The sequence below is a fragment of the Tenacibaculum sp. Mcav3-52 genome (assembly GCF_022347665.1).
In the GTDB taxonomy this organism is placed as follows: Bacteria; Bacteroidota; Bacteroidia; order Flavobacteriales; family Flavobacteriaceae; genus Polaribacter; species Polaribacter mesophilus.
Window position 1 is genome coordinate 65,244 of the sequence record NZ_JAKRGE010000006.1, and the last position, 16,391, is coordinate 81,634.

Sequence of the window (16,391 nt, forward strand, 5' to 3'; positions counted from 1 at the left end):
ATTAGTAAGTAACAAAGCCTCATTTTTTAGTTTCTAATAGGTAATGCTATTTGAGGTCTTCTATGTTTACTATTTTTTGATATTAAATAGATAGTATCTCCAAATGGCTGTTCTTTTATAAATTCATTTTGTCTATCGAATGTACTTAAACTAAATCTTCGATAATCTTCTTTTTCAAAGAGAAGGTATTTTATTGTAGCACTCTTTTTTACCTCAAAATATCCTTCTTTATTACTAAGAACAAAATCTGTAGAATCTTTATAATAAACTTTCACTTTATTTAAAGGAGTTTCTTTATCAAAGTCATAAACATAACCGTGATACTTTGTTGAACAAGATTGAGTTATTACAATCAGCAAAATTATTAAAAACAGCTTTCTCATTTCAATTTTAATTTAGTTAACCAAAGTAAACTTAGCACATCTTTTTCTGAAGCTACAAGTCTTTTATATATGTTAGGTTGTCTTCGTTTTCCTCCATATTTATTCTTTTTCAAATATGGCATAATATCAACTTCTCCAGAAACTGGGTAAACTGGGGCTGATGATTTTTGTTTTTGAGTAATCGTATTTACACTTCCTTTGTGACCATACGAATAAAATGTACCTCCATACGCTTTTAAAATAGTATGCCCTATTTCATGCGCTGAAGTTTCTTTGAACTCGTTATCTTCATTAATTGAGGTTTGATAATCCCAACTATCAACATAAAAATACTCATAAATATACCCAACATTATAGCATACAGCTTCTCTAGAAACAATATTTCCTACAAAAGAAATAGGGTCTTCCACGGTTCCTGGGTTTCCTGAGCGCATCCAATCACCATTTGTATTAAAGATTAAACTAACATCATCCATTGTTTTCTCCGTTGTATTTATTGCGTTTACATAAACTTCATATTTTTCTCCATTAATATCAACATCTTTTGCTATGTAGTGCTCCCTGTTTCTGCCCCAGTGATAGTTAATACCATTTAAAGCCAACCTTTCTAAATCTTCAAAACTTCTTGTACGTGTTGTTAAAGGAGATTTACCAGCTATCAAATCTTCTTCTGGTATTTTATCCCAAGGACATACTTTCATTGGAACTCTAAGTTTTGGATCTGGGTCAATATCCTTTTCATAACACTCTATTCCTTTTGCTCCTCCATCTTTTAAGTTAACTCGTAATGTAACATCTATTCTTTTAGAGTTTTTATCAATTTTTACATCAACCCACCTAACCTCATCGTAACGCATACTAAAATCTAACTTTTTTCTGCTATAGTTATTTGAGTTATCTACGCCAATAGTATACAAGTTTAAATTTTCGTATTGTGTTAGTTTAGCAGTATCTAAAATTCCTCCGCTATCAAACCCATCCCATTTCCAAATGTGTTCTCCTTGTTTTAGTTTGTTAGCATCAGTTATTTTTTCTTCAAAAATCACCGAGCTTCCATCTCTAATTTGTAGCGTTAGTTCCTTGGCATTATTATCGGCTATTTGGTAAGTAAATTGTACAAAGCCTCTTTCACTATTTCCGCTGTAATCAGCAATTCCTAGGGGGACAAAACTTGGCATATTACGATAATTTTGGGGTTACACTAAAGTTTGTATCACCTCCTCCTGAAGCAGTATCTCCGTTATCAGTTACTTCGTTTTGTGCTCCTGAAAGTGTTTTTCTCCAGTACGTAGAGTATTCTAGCGAAGAATTAGGCATTTTTACTCCTGCACACGTAATAATTAATCGGTCTTTTATAGGCTGATCGTTTGTATTAGAAAATACTGTTTCATATTTCTTTAGGTAACAATCAAAAAAAGTCATTGTTTTAGAGCCCCCTTTTAAATATGGGTAGTATATTTTTAACTCTAGTTGGTCTATAGCATTTTCTTTACAAGCCCATTCTTCAAAATCAGTATTACTACCTGATTCTATTTCTAATTCTAAACCTGCAAAGTTAGCGGAGCTTGTGGGTTGGTCAGAAACGTTTATGTTTCTATTAAAACCAAAGTTATAGGTTAGTACCTCTATCTCTCTGTTATTAAACAACAGCATAGTTCTATATTTCATAGCATCGTTTTTAGTTATATTTTTTTCTTGTTGAAGTAATCTTTAGCAATTTCAACGTATCAAACCTACAATTTTTCTATTTAAAAAGCTAGCATATTTATTATTAAATCTCTTTGTACTAAGCAAATACGGATCGTGTACTTTGTTTGTACTTAATAAGTACTTCTACTAACTTTGTTTAGGGTTAAACACTATGAAAGAATGCTTAGTTGTTAGCGTATGGATTTTGAATAATGAGATAACTACGTTGCTATTGCTACTCGTTATGACGGTTGTTTTTTAGAGCCAAGAGAATAGACCGCTTCGCTGTTAGAGTAAAGACTTATTTATAGGTCTTTGTTCTATTCTCTTTTTTCTATATTCTTTTTATCATCCAGTGTCACTTCGAGTAAAATTATTGAAATGAAATAAAAATAATTTTGTATCGAGAAGTTTTCTAATAGTTCTAGATACTATTTTTATTTCGTTATCACTCAATAAAAATCACTCGAACTGACAGTGATTACAATAAAAAAAGAGTAACACTTTTCAATGAGATTCCTTCTCAGTTGCTTTGCAACATACTTTCAATTAAAATATATCTTAATTTCAGTGACGTTCGGAATAACGGTATGTCTTGTGACCTACAAGAAAATCTTTGAAAATCAAGACAGCAGTGATGGATGTAAGATAAAAAGCTGTTTGAGCGATAGCGAGTTCTTTTTATCAGTGGAGGATGTCGTAGTATTTTCTCACGATTTTATTGTAAGTCTTGATTTTTGTTTCTTTTTATCAAGAAAAAGAATACCACAATAATCTTTGAGGAAAAACTTCTCTTTATAACGTTGTTATGAGACAAACGTGTAGTTTTTATGTTTGGGACTCTAAATAAATAGATTACTTCGTCATACCTTCCTCGGAATGATGGTTTGTAAAAGTATTTTTACTTATACTACTTACTTTACAGCTATATTTGCATATAGTAAAAAGAAAATAGTACCGTCTTAATGACACATCCTTTACGACAACATATTGAAGAAATTATACCTCTTACTGATGAGGAATTCGCCTATATTCTAAGTTTTTTTCAGCCTATTACTAAACGTAAACATCAATATTTACTGCAAGAGGGCGAAACTGCCAATAAAGAATATTGGGTGGTTAAAGGTTGTGTAAAGAGCTATTTTATTGAAGATAGCGGTAAAGAGCATATTCTTCAATTTGCTATGGAAAATTGGTGGATTACCGATTATGAATCATTTGTAAAGCAACTACCTTCTAAAACAGCAATTGATTGTATTGAAGATTGCGAACTACTATACATTACTTACGAAAACCGTGATAAACTAACTGCCTCTTTGCACAAAATGGAACGTTTTTGGGCTAAAAAGAGTAAAATGGGCAGAATAGCTCTTCAAAAAAGAATTGTATCGCTCTTACAAAATTCTGCAAAAGAACGATACGATCAACTGTTAGAACAATACCCTACCCTTTTTCAACGGGTTCCTAAAAAAATGATTGCTGCTTATTTAGGGGTTTCTAGAGAAACTCTTAGCAGGCTTAATTCTTAGTTTTTAATATTTCTTATTGTTTGCATGTGACATACATCACTTTAAAGGTGTGACATAGCTCCTGTCTAAAGTTGTACGTCCACTGCAACTTTGTAGTATAATTTTAAAACATATTATTATGCCTTTTGTAAACATTAAAGTTACCGACGAACAGGTAACCCAAGAACAAAAACGTCAACTTATTGAAGGAACAACGCAGCTTTTAGTTGATGTACTCCAAAAAAATCCTGCAACTACCCATATTGTTATTGAAGAAGTTCCTATGGGTAATTGGGGGCACGATGGTAAACAGTATTTAGGAACTAAAAAATAAGACTCATGAAGAACAAAACTGCAATTATTACAGGAGCTTCAACAGGTATTGGTAAAGAAATTGCTAAACTTTTCATAGAAAAAGGATGCAATGTGGTAATGAATGCTTCTAATGAAGAAAACCTACAAAAAGCTTATGAAGAGTTAGGTAGTCCGTTAAACGCTGTGCTTCTTGTTGGAGACATTAGTAAACAAGAAACAAGTAAACAATTAGTAGCCTTAGCTTTAGAAAAATTCAACAGTATAGATGTACTAATTAACAATGCAGGAATCTTTGCTCCTAAACCTTTTTTAGAGGTTGAAGAAAGCGATTTAGAGTTGTACTGGAATGTGAATTTAAAAGGAACTTATTTTGCCTCTCAAGCTGTTATTCCGAGTATGGTAGCACAAAAAAATGGAGCTATTATAAATATAGGAACTGTTTTAGTAGATCATGCCATAGCTGGTTTCCCTGCTACTGCTCCTTTAATGAGCAAAGGTGCAATTCATGCCTTAACCAGACAACTCGCTGCTGAGTTTGGTAATGATAATATTAAAGTAAATACTATTGCTCCAGGTATTATTAGAAGTCCGCTACAAAGCAAAATAGGTATTGAAGACGCTGATAGTTTAGCTGGGTTACACTTGTTAAACCGTATTGGTGAGGTAACTGATATTGCTGAAGCTGCTTACTATTTAGCTTTTTCAAATTTTGTTACAGGTGAAACTATGAATGTGGCTGGTGGTCACACCGTTGGTCATGCCATTTAAAACTAAAAAAGATGTATAAAGAGAATATAACAGCAATAGAACTTTTAGTAACGAACTACTTTGAGGGTATTTTTTATGGAGATACTCAAAAACTTCAATCATGCTTTCATAACAATACTCCTATTTATGGAGATATTAAAGGCGCTGACTATTTTAAAAGTTCTGAAAATTATATTGAAGGGGTTGCTAACAGGCAAAGTCCAAATGATTTAAAAGAAACTTTTAACATGAAAATTGTAGGAGTTGATATTTTAGGGAAAGTTGCCATGGCAAAGTTACATGTACCTATGTTGGGTTATAATTACTATGACTATTTATCTCTAAACAAAATAGAGAATGAATGGAAAATTGTAGCTAAGGTTTTTACGCATGTAGAATAACCTTATAAACAAAAGCGGTTTGGATGTTTATCTAAACCGCTTTGTTTTTATTACTATCAGACTAAATCGTTTTTCTCTTTTGAATGAGATTCCTTCTACCGTTCAGAATAATGGTTTATTTTAGATAAGTCCGAAATCTTTGGTGATGGCAATCAATTGTGTAGGGTTATTGGCGTTAAAGTTTTCTTTTAATAGCTTTAAGCGCTTTTCTACCGAACTAACACTACTGGGCTTTATGTCTTTGTTTTTTAATGCTTCGCTAATTTCTTTTTGATCTAGGCCTTCTGCTAAATGTTTTAATAAAAACACATCATAGTCTGTTACTTCAAAGGCTTCCTTATCGCGTAGCGCATGTGCTAATTGTGGGGTGATAAAAAACTCACCGTTAAACACACTTTGTACTGCTTTTTTTAGCTCTCTTTGTCCGTGGTTAGACTTCCATACATACGCATTCACTGCTAACTCATTACATAATTGCTGAATTCGGTAGGGTTTATCTTCTACAGAAAATACGACTGTTTTTAAAGTAGGCTGTAGTTTTTTTGCTTCGGCTATGAGATCTTCTCCTGATTCTAATCGTTGTTCATGTATGTTGTCTTTAAATGATAAATCGCTTACCAATAAATCAAACGGCTCATTGTCTAACCATGCTTTTTTTAGTTTTAAAAAAGCCTCGTCGCAATATTGTGCATATTCAACATTAGGAATTTGCATATTTTCTAAGGCTACTTTTATTCCGCTTGACATAAAATCAGCATCTTCTGCTATCAATACTTTTTTGAACATAACTACTTTTTAAATTGAAACTTTGCTTGAAATCCTTTTTCTTGCTTTGATTCAAAAGTAATAAACCCTCCTACTGATTTAATACGGATTTCCATATTTTGCAAACCATTTTTTACAGAGAGGTTTTCTACACCTATTCCATTGTCTTGATACGCTATCGATAATTTGTTTTTTTCTACTGAAAAAGTGATAAGCACCAACGTTGCTTCGCTGTATTTTTTCATGTTTACCAAGAGCTCTTGTAAGGCTCTATACACTACTATTTGTTTTTCTTTAGCTAACTGGTTTATGTTTGCTTCTTGTAATCCTTTATGGATTACTTTACAACGATCGTTCGTAAAATCTAAAAACAGTTGCTTTAAGAAATTCTCAAAGTGCTCTCCTGTGAGTACAGGACTGTTTTCGTGAGAAATATCTCTGGTTTGTGCGTATATTTTCTCTACTCTCGTGAGCAACCTTTCATCTGTTATTGATGTATTTTGTAGTGTATTCATTACCGCGTATACATCGTTTGCCAATTCATCGTGTATTTTTTTAGCTAAGCGGGTTTCTGTGTTGTAAACTTCTATGGCTTTTTCTTTTTTATTTTTTTCTCTTTTATAAAAGAAATAGACTATTGAGGATAGAATGGTAAGAATAACTGTAAAAATCCAGAGTTGTTTTTGCGATTTTTGTTGTTCTGCTAAGAATTTGTTTTCTATAGCTTCTTTTTCGTTTTCTTCACTTTCATATTTTATCAAAGCGTATTTATCTTGCGTATTATCTTTAGCTAGTTCAATACTATCTTTTAAAACACTTCTTCTATTCGCTAAAACAATTGCTTTTTCGGGTTTCTCCAGTACTTTTATTTTATCTAAGGCTTCAATAATATCATAAACACTCTTTTCTTTTTCTGCAACACTCTTCATTTTATAAGCATACCCTAGTGATTTATTAACATTTACGTCTTTATAATAATCTGCTAAATGTGAATACGAAGCTATTAAACCATTTCTGTCTTTTTCTGCTACTCTTATACTCTCTGCTAAATGTAAGTCAGCTACTACATTTCTAGTTGAATCTTGAAGCCATTTTGTATACGCCAAATTGTCTATGACTTTTGCTTTTGTTTTTAATTTTTTATTAACTAATGAATCTTTTAATATTTCTTTTAAAAGCTTTATTGATTTTGAATACTCTTTTAGATCCCTATAAATATTAGCCTTATTATTATAGTATATAATTATTTTATTTTTTTTCCTTGAAAAATCTATTGCTTTATTATAATACTCAATAGATTTAGATAGTGCTTTTTGTTTTCGTGCATTTATAGCCAAACAGTTATAAACAGAAGCTATATACTCTTTCTTAGATTCATTTAAGTATTTTAAAGCATCAACCGCAGTTGTATTGCTTTTTAGATAATCTCCATAGTTAGACTCTACAATTGCTATATTTAAAAACCTTCTTCCTATTTTAACACTATCCTTAAGTTTTTTATAAACACCTAAAGATTTTTTATAATATACATACGCCGAGTCTTCAATATTCATTCTATAATAATACAACCCCATTTTATAATAAGCTTCACCTATATTTTCTTCGTTATTATATTTTTGAGCTGTATATAATAATTTTCTTGAAGCTCTAATCGCTTCTTTATATTTTTTTTCTTTTCTATAAAGAATTACATTGTAATTTAGCATTTTTAATTCCAAGGAATCATTCCTCTTTAACTTTAGTACTTCAAATGCTTTTTCTAAAAATACTCTTTTTTGTAAAGTTGTTAACGAATCTTTTTTAGATAAACTATACAGCTTTATAACTTCATTATTCTGAACATCTATACTTTTTTTGCAAGAAAAAACTAACACAAAAAAAAAGAAGGATAAAATCTTAATCATTTTCATCCTCCTAAAATATTAATTTTTTTCTACTTACTTGTTAAACTTTCATCTGGATCTTCAGGTCGTCTGGATCTTGGTCTTCCTCTCCTCCTGTACTTTGAAGCTCTTGCTCTATTTTTCTTTGTACAATATTTTCGGATAAGTCTGTACAAGATGTGAATACTCAACTTATTAATAAAAGTGTCACTGATAAAATTACTTTTCTCATATAAATAAACTTTATGCTAAAATAAAAAAGAAGGCTTTAAAAGCCTTCTTTTATCACTACTTATCCTTCATCCTCATCTTCATCAGGAGTTTGACCATCCTCTCCCCCTGTATCACTTGTCGTTGTCTCTGTAGAATTGGTTTGTGGTACTACAGTAGTTGAGTTTGTATTTATAGTATAGATTCCATTTGTTACTAAAAATGTTATAATTAATAAAACCTTGTTCATTTTGTTACTTTTAAAAATTGATAATATTTATCCTGTCCAAGCACTTTGCTTAGCTACAGTTACACCTTGTTGGGTGTAGAATTTTTAAAAGAGTCGCGCGCCTCTTTCGCGGGAAGTAGAGATGAACATCGGTATTATTAAGTAGCTTCCCCCTAAGAAATTCTACCGATATTTCATCTTTTAATTAGAACCAATCAATTTGTTTTCTTTTTAATTTCTCGATCAGTGCCACTGCAAAGATTCTGAAAATCCAAGTTTTACCTTTTATCAAAACTTGATCAATTGGTTTTTGTCTAGTTTATGGATAACCGTAATCAATTTTTGTACAACAACTTTACTTTTGACCGCAACTTGTCTAATAATTGATTAACCATGATTGAAAAACTAATTGTTGATTTTTTTAAAAAGATTGAGACAGATGAAGGAATTGATAGTCGAAATGGAAAAGCTGTGTTTTTTGTACAAGAACTACTAGAAAGAAGGCATGATATATTTAATCATGTAAGTGTACAAACAATTAGTAGATTGCATAAAAAATATGTAGAAAAAGAAGAGAATATCCCTGTTGGAGTTCCCGATCTTTTTGTAAAAGATGTAATGGCTGAATATTTGGGTTTTGAGGACTTTGAAAACTATAAGGAGAGTATTACTATAGATCCTGTAAAACCTTTTTCAATAAGTGAAGAAATTAACTTAACTGGTAAAAAAGTAAAAGGAAAAAATAAGTTAGGAATTTCAACTATTCTCTTAAAAAAGAAGGCATCAATTTTAATTGGTGCCATTCTTTTAGTTTCTGTATTTATTTTTTATAAAGATATTTTATTTGAAAAAAGCAACTGCATCGTTTGGGAAAAAGACCATTATAAAGAAATCCCATGTTATTATCTAAATTCAATAGATAATACAACTTACCATATAGATATTGATCGTTTTAAAAAAGTAACACTTACCAAGGATATGGAGTTTTTTACAAACGGTAAGGAGAATTTTTGGTACGGAAGTAATACAAAAGGAGAAAGAGAGTTTTTTACAGCTAGAGGCGTACATCCTGAAACGTTAAAAGAATTAGATCCTATTACACCTTACATTTTGGAGAAAGAAGGTTTTTCTATAGAAAGTAAAAACGCCGTTAATAATTAAATTAACGGCGTTTGATATTTTAGATTGCTTTAACCTTCGTCTTCATCTTCTACTGGAGTTTGACCATCCTCACCTCCCGTGTCAATACTTTCATATCTTCCACCTTTTGTGGGTACCTCTTCATCTTCATCAGGATCTTGGTCGGTTTCTCCTCCTGTATCAGTACTTTCAAATTTTTGTATTTTTGGTGGATTAGGATCTTCCTCTTCTTCATCTATTGGATCCTCTTCACCTCCCGTATCAATACTTTCTTTTCCACCTTTTATTGACACTTCATCATCCTCTTCATCAGGGTCATGATCATTTTCCCCGCCTGTATTTTGAATTTCTAATTTTTCTTGTTCTTGAATATTATCTTCGGATACATCTGTACAAGATGTGAAGACTCCACTTGCTAATAAAAGTGCTACTGATAAAATTACTTTTCTCATATAAATAAATTTTTCCGCTAAAATAAAAAAAGCTGTTAATATTTAAATTAACAGCTTTTACCTTTACCTTAATTAAGGTAATAATAACTTTATATTTTATCGTCTACTATAGTTAGGTGCTTCTTTAGTAATAGCAACATCGTGTGGGTGACTTTCGTTAATTCCACTTGCAGTAATACGAACAAATTTCCCTGTATTTTTTAATGTTTCAATATCTTTTGCTCCACAGTATCCCATTCCTGCACGTAAACCTCCTACAAATTGGTGAATACTTTCTTGTAATTCTCCTTTGTAAGCTACACGTCCTACAATTCCTTCTGGAACTAACTTTTTAATATCATCCTCTACATCTTGGAAGTAACGGTCTTTTGATCCTTGTTTCATTGCTTCAACAGATCCCATTCCACGGTACGATTTGAATTTTCTTCCTTCGTAAATAATAGTTTCTCCCGGAGATTCTTTGGTTCCTGCTAACAATGATCCTAACATTACACAGTCTGCTCCAGCCGCAACAGCTTTTGGAATATCACCTGTATAACGAATACCTCCATCAGCAATTACAGGAACTCCACTTCCTTTAATAGCAGCTGCTACTTCTAATACTGCTGAAAATTGTGGGAATCCTACACCTGCAACTACACGAGTTGTACAAATAGATCCTGGTCCTATTCCTACTTTTACTGCATCTGCTCCAGCTTCTACTAAATATTTAGCTGCTTCTGGTGTTGCAATGTTCCCTACAACAACATCTAATTCAGGGAATTTAGCTTTTACTTCTTTTAATACAGAAACCACTCCTTTGGTATGTCCGTGAGCTGTATCAATAATCACAGCATCTACCCCTGCATTTACTAAGGCTTCTGCTCTATCAACTGCATCATGCGTTACACCTAATGCTGCAGCTACACGTAAACGTCCATATGAGTCTTTATTAGCTATTGGTTTTTGTGTAAGCTTTGTAATATCTCTAAAAGTAATTAATCCTACTAGCTTATCATCGTCATTAACAACAGGTAACTTCTCTATTTTGTTTTCTTGCAAGATAACTTCAGCATCTTTTAAAGAAGTTCCTTCTGCAACAGTTACTAAGTTTTCAGAGGTCATAACTTCAACAATAGGACGCTCGTTATTTTTTTCGAAACGCAAATCACGATTCGTTACAATTCCTACTAATTTTCCTGCTTCATCAACAATTGGAATACCTCCAATTTTATGCTCACGCATTGCTTGTTTAGCATCTAAAACGATTGCACTTAACGACAAAGTAATCGGATCGATTATCATTCCGCTTTCTGCGCGTTTTACTTTACGAACTTCTTGAGCTTGTTGCTCAATTGTCATATTTTTATGTAACACTCCTATTCCTCCTTCTCTTGCAATAGCAATTGCCATAGCAGATTCGGTTACCGTATCCATAGCTGCTGATACTATTGGAACATTGATTGTTATGTTTCTTGTAAATTTTGTTTGGATTGAAACTTCTCTTGGAAGTACTTCTGAGTAGGCAGGAACTAATAAAACGTCGTCGTACGTTAATCCTTCTCCTAATATTTTAGCTTGATGAGCTTGCATATGCAATCAATTTAGTGTGTTGTTAATTAATTGCATGCAAATATACTACAAATAATGCAAAAACTACCTTTAATTTTAAGTTAAGTAAATCGCTTTATATTTTATCTTTTGTTTATTGCTTTACCCTTCTATCAATAACGCTAATAATCAACTTTTATACGCTCAAGGTTTCTCTGCTCATTCTTTTATATATCATTCTTAATTTTAGTATGTGTTTACCCTATTCCTATTCATAAACCTACAACTAATGGAGAACAGTACCCTCATAAAAGATACCAAGAAAATAGTTAACACTACCGATGTTTATCCTAAGGTATTTAAAGAATTAATTACTGAAATTAACAACATGCTATCGTATGCTATTTATAATGGTATTGTTATTAATACTGAGGTGAATTCTTTAATTGAAAGTAAGGATTTAAACGACTTGATAAATGCACATAATATTCTTGTTAAAAACATTGCTCCTGCAACACCAAAATCGATAGAATACACTAAAGCACTGCGTGAAGAAGGACAAAACAAATCGATTTTTAGCAAGCTTCCTGTGGTTAGGAACCTTATTTTTTTAGCTCTTTTCTTTTTGGTTTTGTTTATTGTTACTGCACTTTCTCCTGATGTAAATAATAACTCATTAGATAAAGGCTTAATGAATAACTCTGGATTACCACTTCTTTTAAACCTCTCCTACTTAGCCTCTGTTGCTGGTTTAGGTGTTATTTTTTATTTATTGAAAAGGGTTAGCGATTCTATTAGAGAATCAACCATGGTTTCAGAGGAGTCTATTTCTTATTTGGCTCAAATAGTACTTGGTATTATTGCTGGACTTATCATGTCGGAAATTATTTCATTTTACACCAAAAGCCCTGAAGATATCAACCTTTTCAATAAAGGAGTTTTGGCTCTGATTGGAGGGTTTTCTTCAGAAGCTATTTTTAGCATATTACAAGGCATTATAGATAGGGTTAAATCTATTTTTATTGTACCTAAACCCAATAAATAACTATTACTAAAAATAAAAGAGGTTGCACTGTTAAGTGATTATAATAGAGCTTACAACATACTAACCAAACTTAGCTCAATACTGTAGTAACCTCTTTTTTATTATAAACTAACTATACTTATGAAATACTTTTATGCATCTGTTTTTTCTTTTTTTCTTTTTTCCTGCGCCAGTATTCCAAGCTCTACTGTAACACTTACTAAAGAAGTTATTAAAGAAGCTGATAATATGCATCAACTAAATGTAGCTTTAGTCAATAAACTTTTTGATGAGCGAAAAGAAAAAATCAATTTATTTATTGAAAATAAGTACACCCCTACGCTATTAAAAAAGTTTGAGGGTTTATTACCAGATTCTTTAGATTATAAAAAAGAACTACCTAATATTCTAAATAATATTGTTCCTATTATTAATCACAAGAAAGATTCACTTCAAAGTGTTTTGGATTCACAAAGACAAGATATTTTAAACCAGCTAAACTCAAATTATAGCGATTATAGTAAAGCAACTACTTCGCTTCAAAACTTAATCAACTCTGCAGTGAAAATAAAAACTACAGAAAGTGATGCTTTGTCGGCAATAGATCAACTTACAGGTGATAAAATTAATATAAAAAAGGTTGAAAATACTATTAATCAGAGTATTGATAAAACTGGAAGTGCCCTAAATAAATTGATAACCATTGAAAAAGTAATTTCTGAAAAATAACGATTATGAACTCTATAGACTGGAACAATATAGCTAAAGAAGCTGCTTCACAAACTGATGCTGAGTTTAACAAACAATTGGCTAGTTTAACAAACCTAAAGCTTAGCGAAGTGGATGCTTTTATTAAGGAAAGTAAAATTACCAATGCAAACGCCATAAAAACACTTAAACTTATTGATGATGCTACTATTAGTAATAATGAAAAAGCCAAAGCTATTTCTAATATTGAAAATGGCTTTGGCTTTGTTATAAGTTTAGTTTCTAAAGTGGTATAACTACCTAAAAATTGTATTGTCTTTTATAAATGCTGTTTTGTAACGCTCACTAAAGAGTATTTTTTCATCATTATCTAAGACAATAAGATTATCTTCAAAGTAAATTTCTTTGATTTTCTTTACGTTAACTAAGTAATTTCTATGTACTTGTCTAAAATCTGGATTAGATAGCATGTCTTTTAGCTTGGTTAGCGATAACTTTATTAGATAATTTCCTGAGTCGCAAATTATACTACAGTATTTTTCCTTTACTTCTACATAATTAATAGCAGCTACATCTACTTTTACCACACTTCTTTTCTTCTTTATAAATAAAAAAGACGGACTTATTACACCATTGTTTGATGCTAAACTAATACTGTTGTTTTGTTGATAACACGACTCAATTGCCAATTCTAAAGAAAATAACAATTCTAGTTTGTTATATGGTTTTAGAAGATACACTAACGGATTGGTTAGTTTTGCTTCATCAAAAATTTCTCTTCCTTGCATACTTGTTAGGAATAAAAAAGGCACATTAATCCCTTCTTTATTCAAACGGTGTGCTAACGAAATTCCGTCTGGTCTTCCGTTTATCATGATGTCTAAAATAATAACATCAAAAAAGCGATTTCTAATTAGCTTTTCTGCTTCTACCGCATTTTTTGCTAATGATACCTCATAATCATTATCTTCTAAAAAAGAAGAAAGTTCTAAAGCTTCTTCTTCTAAGTCTTCTAGCAATAGTAATTGTAGTTTTTTCATAATTTATGCGCTTGCGTTGGGTAACAAAATTCGTATAGTTGTCCCCACTTCCAACTCACTATCTATGAGTAATTTTCCATTATTCTTTTTAATAAGTGTTTGACACAGTAACATACCTAGTCCTACACCCTCAGATCTGTTAATTTTGTCAATACTTAAATCTTCTAATCCTTTAATTTTTGCTAGTTTTTCTTCTGAAATTCCAAAACCTGTATCTTTAATCTCAATAGTACTAAATTCTTCAGAGTCTTTATAGGTTTTTATTGCTATTTCACCTTTTTCTCCTGTGTATTTTAGTGCATTATCTAACAAATTTCTCAATACTATTTTCAAGGATTCCTTATCTGCTTTTACCAAAATAGTAGCTTCTAACTTTGTAGTTAGTGCTATGTTTTTAGCTTCTGCAATTTCTTCAAAGTTATAAACAGCCTGTTCTACCAACGGTTTTAAAGGATATTCTTCTGCTTTAAACGATAACTGGTTGTTTTGTTCTAACGACCAATGCAATACATTGTTTAATAAATGACTTGTACTTTCTGTTAATGCAATAGCATTGTTGGTAGTTTCACTTACCGCGTCGTATTCTTTATTTTTTAATTGTCGTTTTAGCTTTTCGTGCTGTCGTTTAATTGTATTAATTGGCGAACGTAAATCGTGAGACACTACAGAAAATAAATAGTCTTTCGTTTTGTTAACTACGTTTAACTCCTCTTTTTGCTGGGTTATAAATCTATTTTTACTTCTTAACTCTCTATAAAAATAACCTAAAAACCCGAGAAAAACTAATAAACCCGAAGCTCCAATTACTAAACTCTTTTGCACTACTGCTTGACGCTTTAATTGTTCATCTTGTAAAGCTATTTCTTGTTGCTTTTGAGCTACGGCTAATTGTTTGTCTTTTTCTGTAAGCTCCCAAATTTTATCACGGTTCCAAATAGAATCTTTCCAATTACCATATTCCGTATAATACTCTATACTTTTTTGGTAGTTTTTTCTATTCTTCTCAACAACCGCCATATTTCTCGTAGAATTTTGCTTCAATTCTAAATCAGAAAAACTTTTTGCTAAATCATACGCCTCTTTAAATAATGGAATCGCTTCATCATCTAAATACTGGTTATAATAGACATTTGCTAAGTCCATTTTAGTCCTTATAACAGCAGCCGTATCTTTTTGTTCAATCAAAGAAAGTTCTTTAGTAAAATATTCTTTTGCCTTTTTATATTCTTTTTTATGAACATAACTTAGTCCTAGATTATGAAAAGATGCCTTTTTTAATTTATCAACAGAACTACTATCTGTTAATTGAATCCATTTATTATAATGAAATATTGACTTATCATAATCCTTTAAACTGAGATATACTCTACCTAGTTTTTGTTGTGTTAAACTTTCATACTTAGGGCTTTTGACCAGTAAAATACTTTTTAAAGCTTTTTTATAAAGTCCTTTTTCAATAGCACTAACCCCTTGTATATAATTTAAAATATCTTCATGCTCTAGATAAGTTGTATTCAATAAAGCTTTTGACGAAAAAGCATAACAAGAATCATATTTTTTCTTTTTATAAAAAGAAAAAGCTTTAGAAAACAATTCATTTCCAGAGACATTTGATATACTATCTCCATCTTTATAAAGATCGTATAAATCATTTGTTTTTTCTACTTGAGAAAAACAAGTAGAAAAAACAAAAATAAAAATATAGAAAAATTTATTGCCCTCCATTAGCAGGCGTAGTTACAGTTCCTCTATCTGTTACTGGGTCATCATTTTCACTACGTACTAAAATCATATCTACAGAAGGAGTTCCTTCATCTAATTGATAAGCGAACTGTACATAATATAAATCGTATTGGCTTGCTACTTCATCGCAATTAAACTCTACTCTAAAATCTCTACAACTTATTGTATCATATCCACCGTCTTTGTTTAAGATTTGCGTTGGTGTAACTCCGTAGTAATTTAAGTATACTTCGTTTCCTTGTAGTTGTAATCCACTTGTATTATCTACTGGATTTAATGTGTTGTCTGGTAAGTAAGCTAAAACCGTTACGGTATTAGGAGTTGCACTGTTTCCTGATTCATCTCTAGACATGTTTACTAAAGGACCTGTAGGTACATTATCAACACTAATATTTGTATCAAATTTTCTAAAGTACTTTAACTCTAATGTAACTCCGTTAACGTTTACTGGGTTTCCCATGTTTTTATAATTTTAATTTGGTTATTGGCTAAATTTACAATTATAAAAAGAAAAGAAAAAATAGTTTGTTACTATTTTATAGAGGTTATAGAGAAATTTGTCTTTTGTGAAATTTCTCATATTCCTATTGGGAAAGTAAATATTATTTACAGTAAGAGAAAACC

General features: G+C 31.2%; 19 protein-coding genes. 8 read left to right on the plus strand and 11 right to left on the minus strand.

What is annotated here, in order from left to right; translation table 11 throughout:
• Positions 1-26 precede the first annotated feature (26 nt).
• From MHM83_RS14165 to tssD, 3 genes are read right to left on the minus strand one after another with little or no spacing between them, the layout of a single operon-like run.
• Positions 27-383 carry a hypothetical protein gene (locus MHM83_RS14165; RefSeq protein WP_047789062.1) on the minus strand — a complete coding sequence of 119 codons (357 nt, stop codon included), beginning with the start codon at positions 381-383 and terminating at the stop codon, positions 27-29.
• Positions 380-1,561 (minus strand): hypothetical protein, encoded by a 1,182-nt coding sequence (locus tag MHM83_RS14170; protein WP_239180466.1) that lies wholly within the window; start codon positions 1,559-1,561, stop codon positions 380-382. Before MHM83_RS14170 ends, MHM83_RS14165 begins: the two co-directional genes overlap by 4 nt.
• Before the next feature lies 1 nt (position 1,562).
• Positions 1,563-2,051 carry a type VI secretion system tube protein TssD gene (gene tssD / locus MHM83_RS14175; RefSeq protein ID WP_239180468.1) on the minus strand — a complete coding sequence of 163 codons (489 nt, stop codon included), beginning with the start codon at positions 2,049-2,051 and terminating at the stop codon, positions 1,563-1,565.
• A 986-nt stretch (positions 2,052-3,037) separates the two neighbouring features.
• Here tssD and MHM83_RS14180 point away from each other — a divergent pair.
• The 4 genes from MHM83_RS14180 to MHM83_RS14195 all read left to right on the plus strand — a co-directional run bounded on the left by MHM83_RS14180 (position 3,038) and on the right by MHM83_RS14195 (position 5,043).
• Positions 3,038-3,601 (plus strand): Crp/Fnr family transcriptional regulator, encoded by a 564-nt coding sequence (locus tag MHM83_RS14180; RefSeq protein WP_159611570.1) that lies wholly within the window; start codon positions 3,038-3,040, stop codon positions 3,599-3,601.
• Between the two features lie 118 nt (positions 3,602-3,719).
• Entirely contained in the window at positions 3,720-3,914 is a 195-nt protein-coding gene (locus MHM83_RS14185; protein ID WP_073183706.1) for a tautomerase family protein, read from the plus strand.
• Between the two features lie 5 nt (positions 3,915-3,919).
• Entirely contained in the window at positions 3,920-4,663 is a 744-nt protein-coding gene (locus MHM83_RS14190) for an SDR family NAD(P)-dependent oxidoreductase (RefSeq protein ID WP_239180470.1), read from the plus strand.
• An 11-nt stretch (positions 4,664-4,674) separates the two neighbouring features.
• Positions 4,675-5,043 (plus strand): nuclear transport factor 2 family protein, encoded by a 369-nt coding sequence (locus MHM83_RS14195; RefSeq protein ID WP_159611574.1) that lies wholly within the window; start codon positions 4,675-4,677, stop codon positions 5,041-5,043.
• 120 nt (positions 5,044-5,163) lie between these two features.
• On the opposite strand, the gene MHM83_RS14200 is transcribed toward MHM83_RS14195, so the two are convergent.
• The 3 genes from MHM83_RS14200 to MHM83_RS14210 form a co-directional block, all read right to left on the minus strand.
• The gene (locus MHM83_RS14200) at positions 5,164-5,829 is read right to left on the minus strand and encodes a response regulator transcription factor (RefSeq protein WP_125067305.1); all 666 of its coding nucleotides are present in this window, start codon (positions 5,827-5,829) and stop codon (positions 5,164-5,166) included.
• Between the two features lie 2 nt (positions 5,830-5,831).
• A complete protein-coding gene (locus MHM83_RS14205; RefSeq protein ID WP_239180472.1) occupies positions 5,832-7,712 on the minus strand; it encodes a tetratricopeptide repeat-containing sensor histidine kinase in 1,881 nt (626 codons plus the stop codon).
• 271 nt (positions 7,713-7,983) lie between these two features.
• Positions 7,984-8,151 (minus strand): hypothetical protein, encoded by a 168-nt coding sequence (locus tag MHM83_RS14210; RefSeq protein WP_239180474.1) that lies wholly within the window; start codon positions 8,149-8,151, stop codon positions 7,984-7,986.
• A gap of 372 nt (positions 8,152-8,523) precedes the next feature.
• Between MHM83_RS14210 and MHM83_RS14215 the strand changes: the two genes are divergently transcribed.
• Complete coding sequence (locus MHM83_RS14215; protein ID WP_173360367.1) at positions 8,524-9,291, plus strand: hypothetical protein; 768 nt, start codon at positions 8,524-8,526, stop codon at positions 9,289-9,291.
• 29 nt (positions 9,292-9,320) lie between these two features.
• Here MHM83_RS14215 and MHM83_RS14220 read toward each other — a convergent pair whose 3' ends face one another.
• Positions 9,321-9,722: a hypothetical protein gene (locus MHM83_RS14220; protein WP_173360368.1), complete on the minus strand. Its 402-nt coding sequence runs from the start codon at positions 9,720-9,722 to the stop codon at positions 9,321-9,323.
• Between the two features lie 96 nt (positions 9,723-9,818).
• Positions 9,819-11,294, minus strand: coding sequence for an IMP dehydrogenase (gene guaB, locus MHM83_RS14225; protein ID WP_125067294.1), 1,476 nt, complete (start codon positions 11,292-11,294; stop codon positions 9,819-9,821).
• A 247-nt stretch (positions 11,295-11,541) separates the two neighbouring features.
• Here guaB and MHM83_RS14230 point away from each other — a divergent pair, with 247 nt between their 5' ends.
• The 3 genes from MHM83_RS14230 (at position 11,542) to MHM83_RS14240 (ending at position 13,280) form a co-directional block, all read left to right on the plus strand.
• A complete protein-coding gene (locus MHM83_RS14230) occupies positions 11,542-12,297 on the plus strand; it encodes a hypothetical protein (RefSeq protein ID WP_239180476.1) in 756 nt (251 codons plus the stop codon).
• Positions 12,298-12,417: 120 nt separating this feature from the next.
• On the plus strand, positions 12,418-13,005 hold the full coding sequence (locus MHM83_RS14235) for a hypothetical protein (RefSeq protein WP_239180478.1): 588 nt from the start codon (positions 12,418-12,420) through the stop codon (positions 13,003-13,005).
• A 5-nt stretch (positions 13,006-13,010) separates the two neighbouring features.
• Positions 13,011-13,280: a hypothetical protein gene (locus tag MHM83_RS14240; protein ID WP_047789511.1), complete on the plus strand. Its 270-nt coding sequence runs from the start codon at positions 13,011-13,013 to the stop codon at positions 13,278-13,280.
• Here MHM83_RS14240 and MHM83_RS14245 read toward each other — a convergent pair whose 3' ends face one another.
• From MHM83_RS14245 to MHM83_RS14255, 3 genes are read right to left on the minus strand one after another with little or no spacing between them, the layout of a single operon-like run.
• Positions 13,281-14,024: a LytR/AlgR family response regulator transcription factor gene (locus MHM83_RS14245; protein WP_047789510.1), complete on the minus strand. Its 744-nt coding sequence runs from the start codon at positions 14,022-14,024 to the stop codon at positions 13,281-13,283. It abuts the gene before it with no gap.
• A 3-nt stretch (positions 14,025-14,027) separates the two neighbouring features.
• Positions 14,028-15,749, minus strand: coding sequence for an ATP-binding protein (locus MHM83_RS14250; RefSeq protein ID WP_239180480.1), 1,722 nt, complete (start codon positions 15,747-15,749; stop codon positions 14,028-14,030).
• Positions 15,736-16,227, minus strand: coding sequence for a hypothetical protein (locus MHM83_RS14255; protein ID WP_239180482.1), 492 nt, complete (start codon positions 16,225-16,227; stop codon positions 15,736-15,738). Before MHM83_RS14255 ends, MHM83_RS14250 begins: the two co-directional genes overlap by 14 nt.
• Positions 16,228-16,391: the final 164 nt, after the last annotated feature.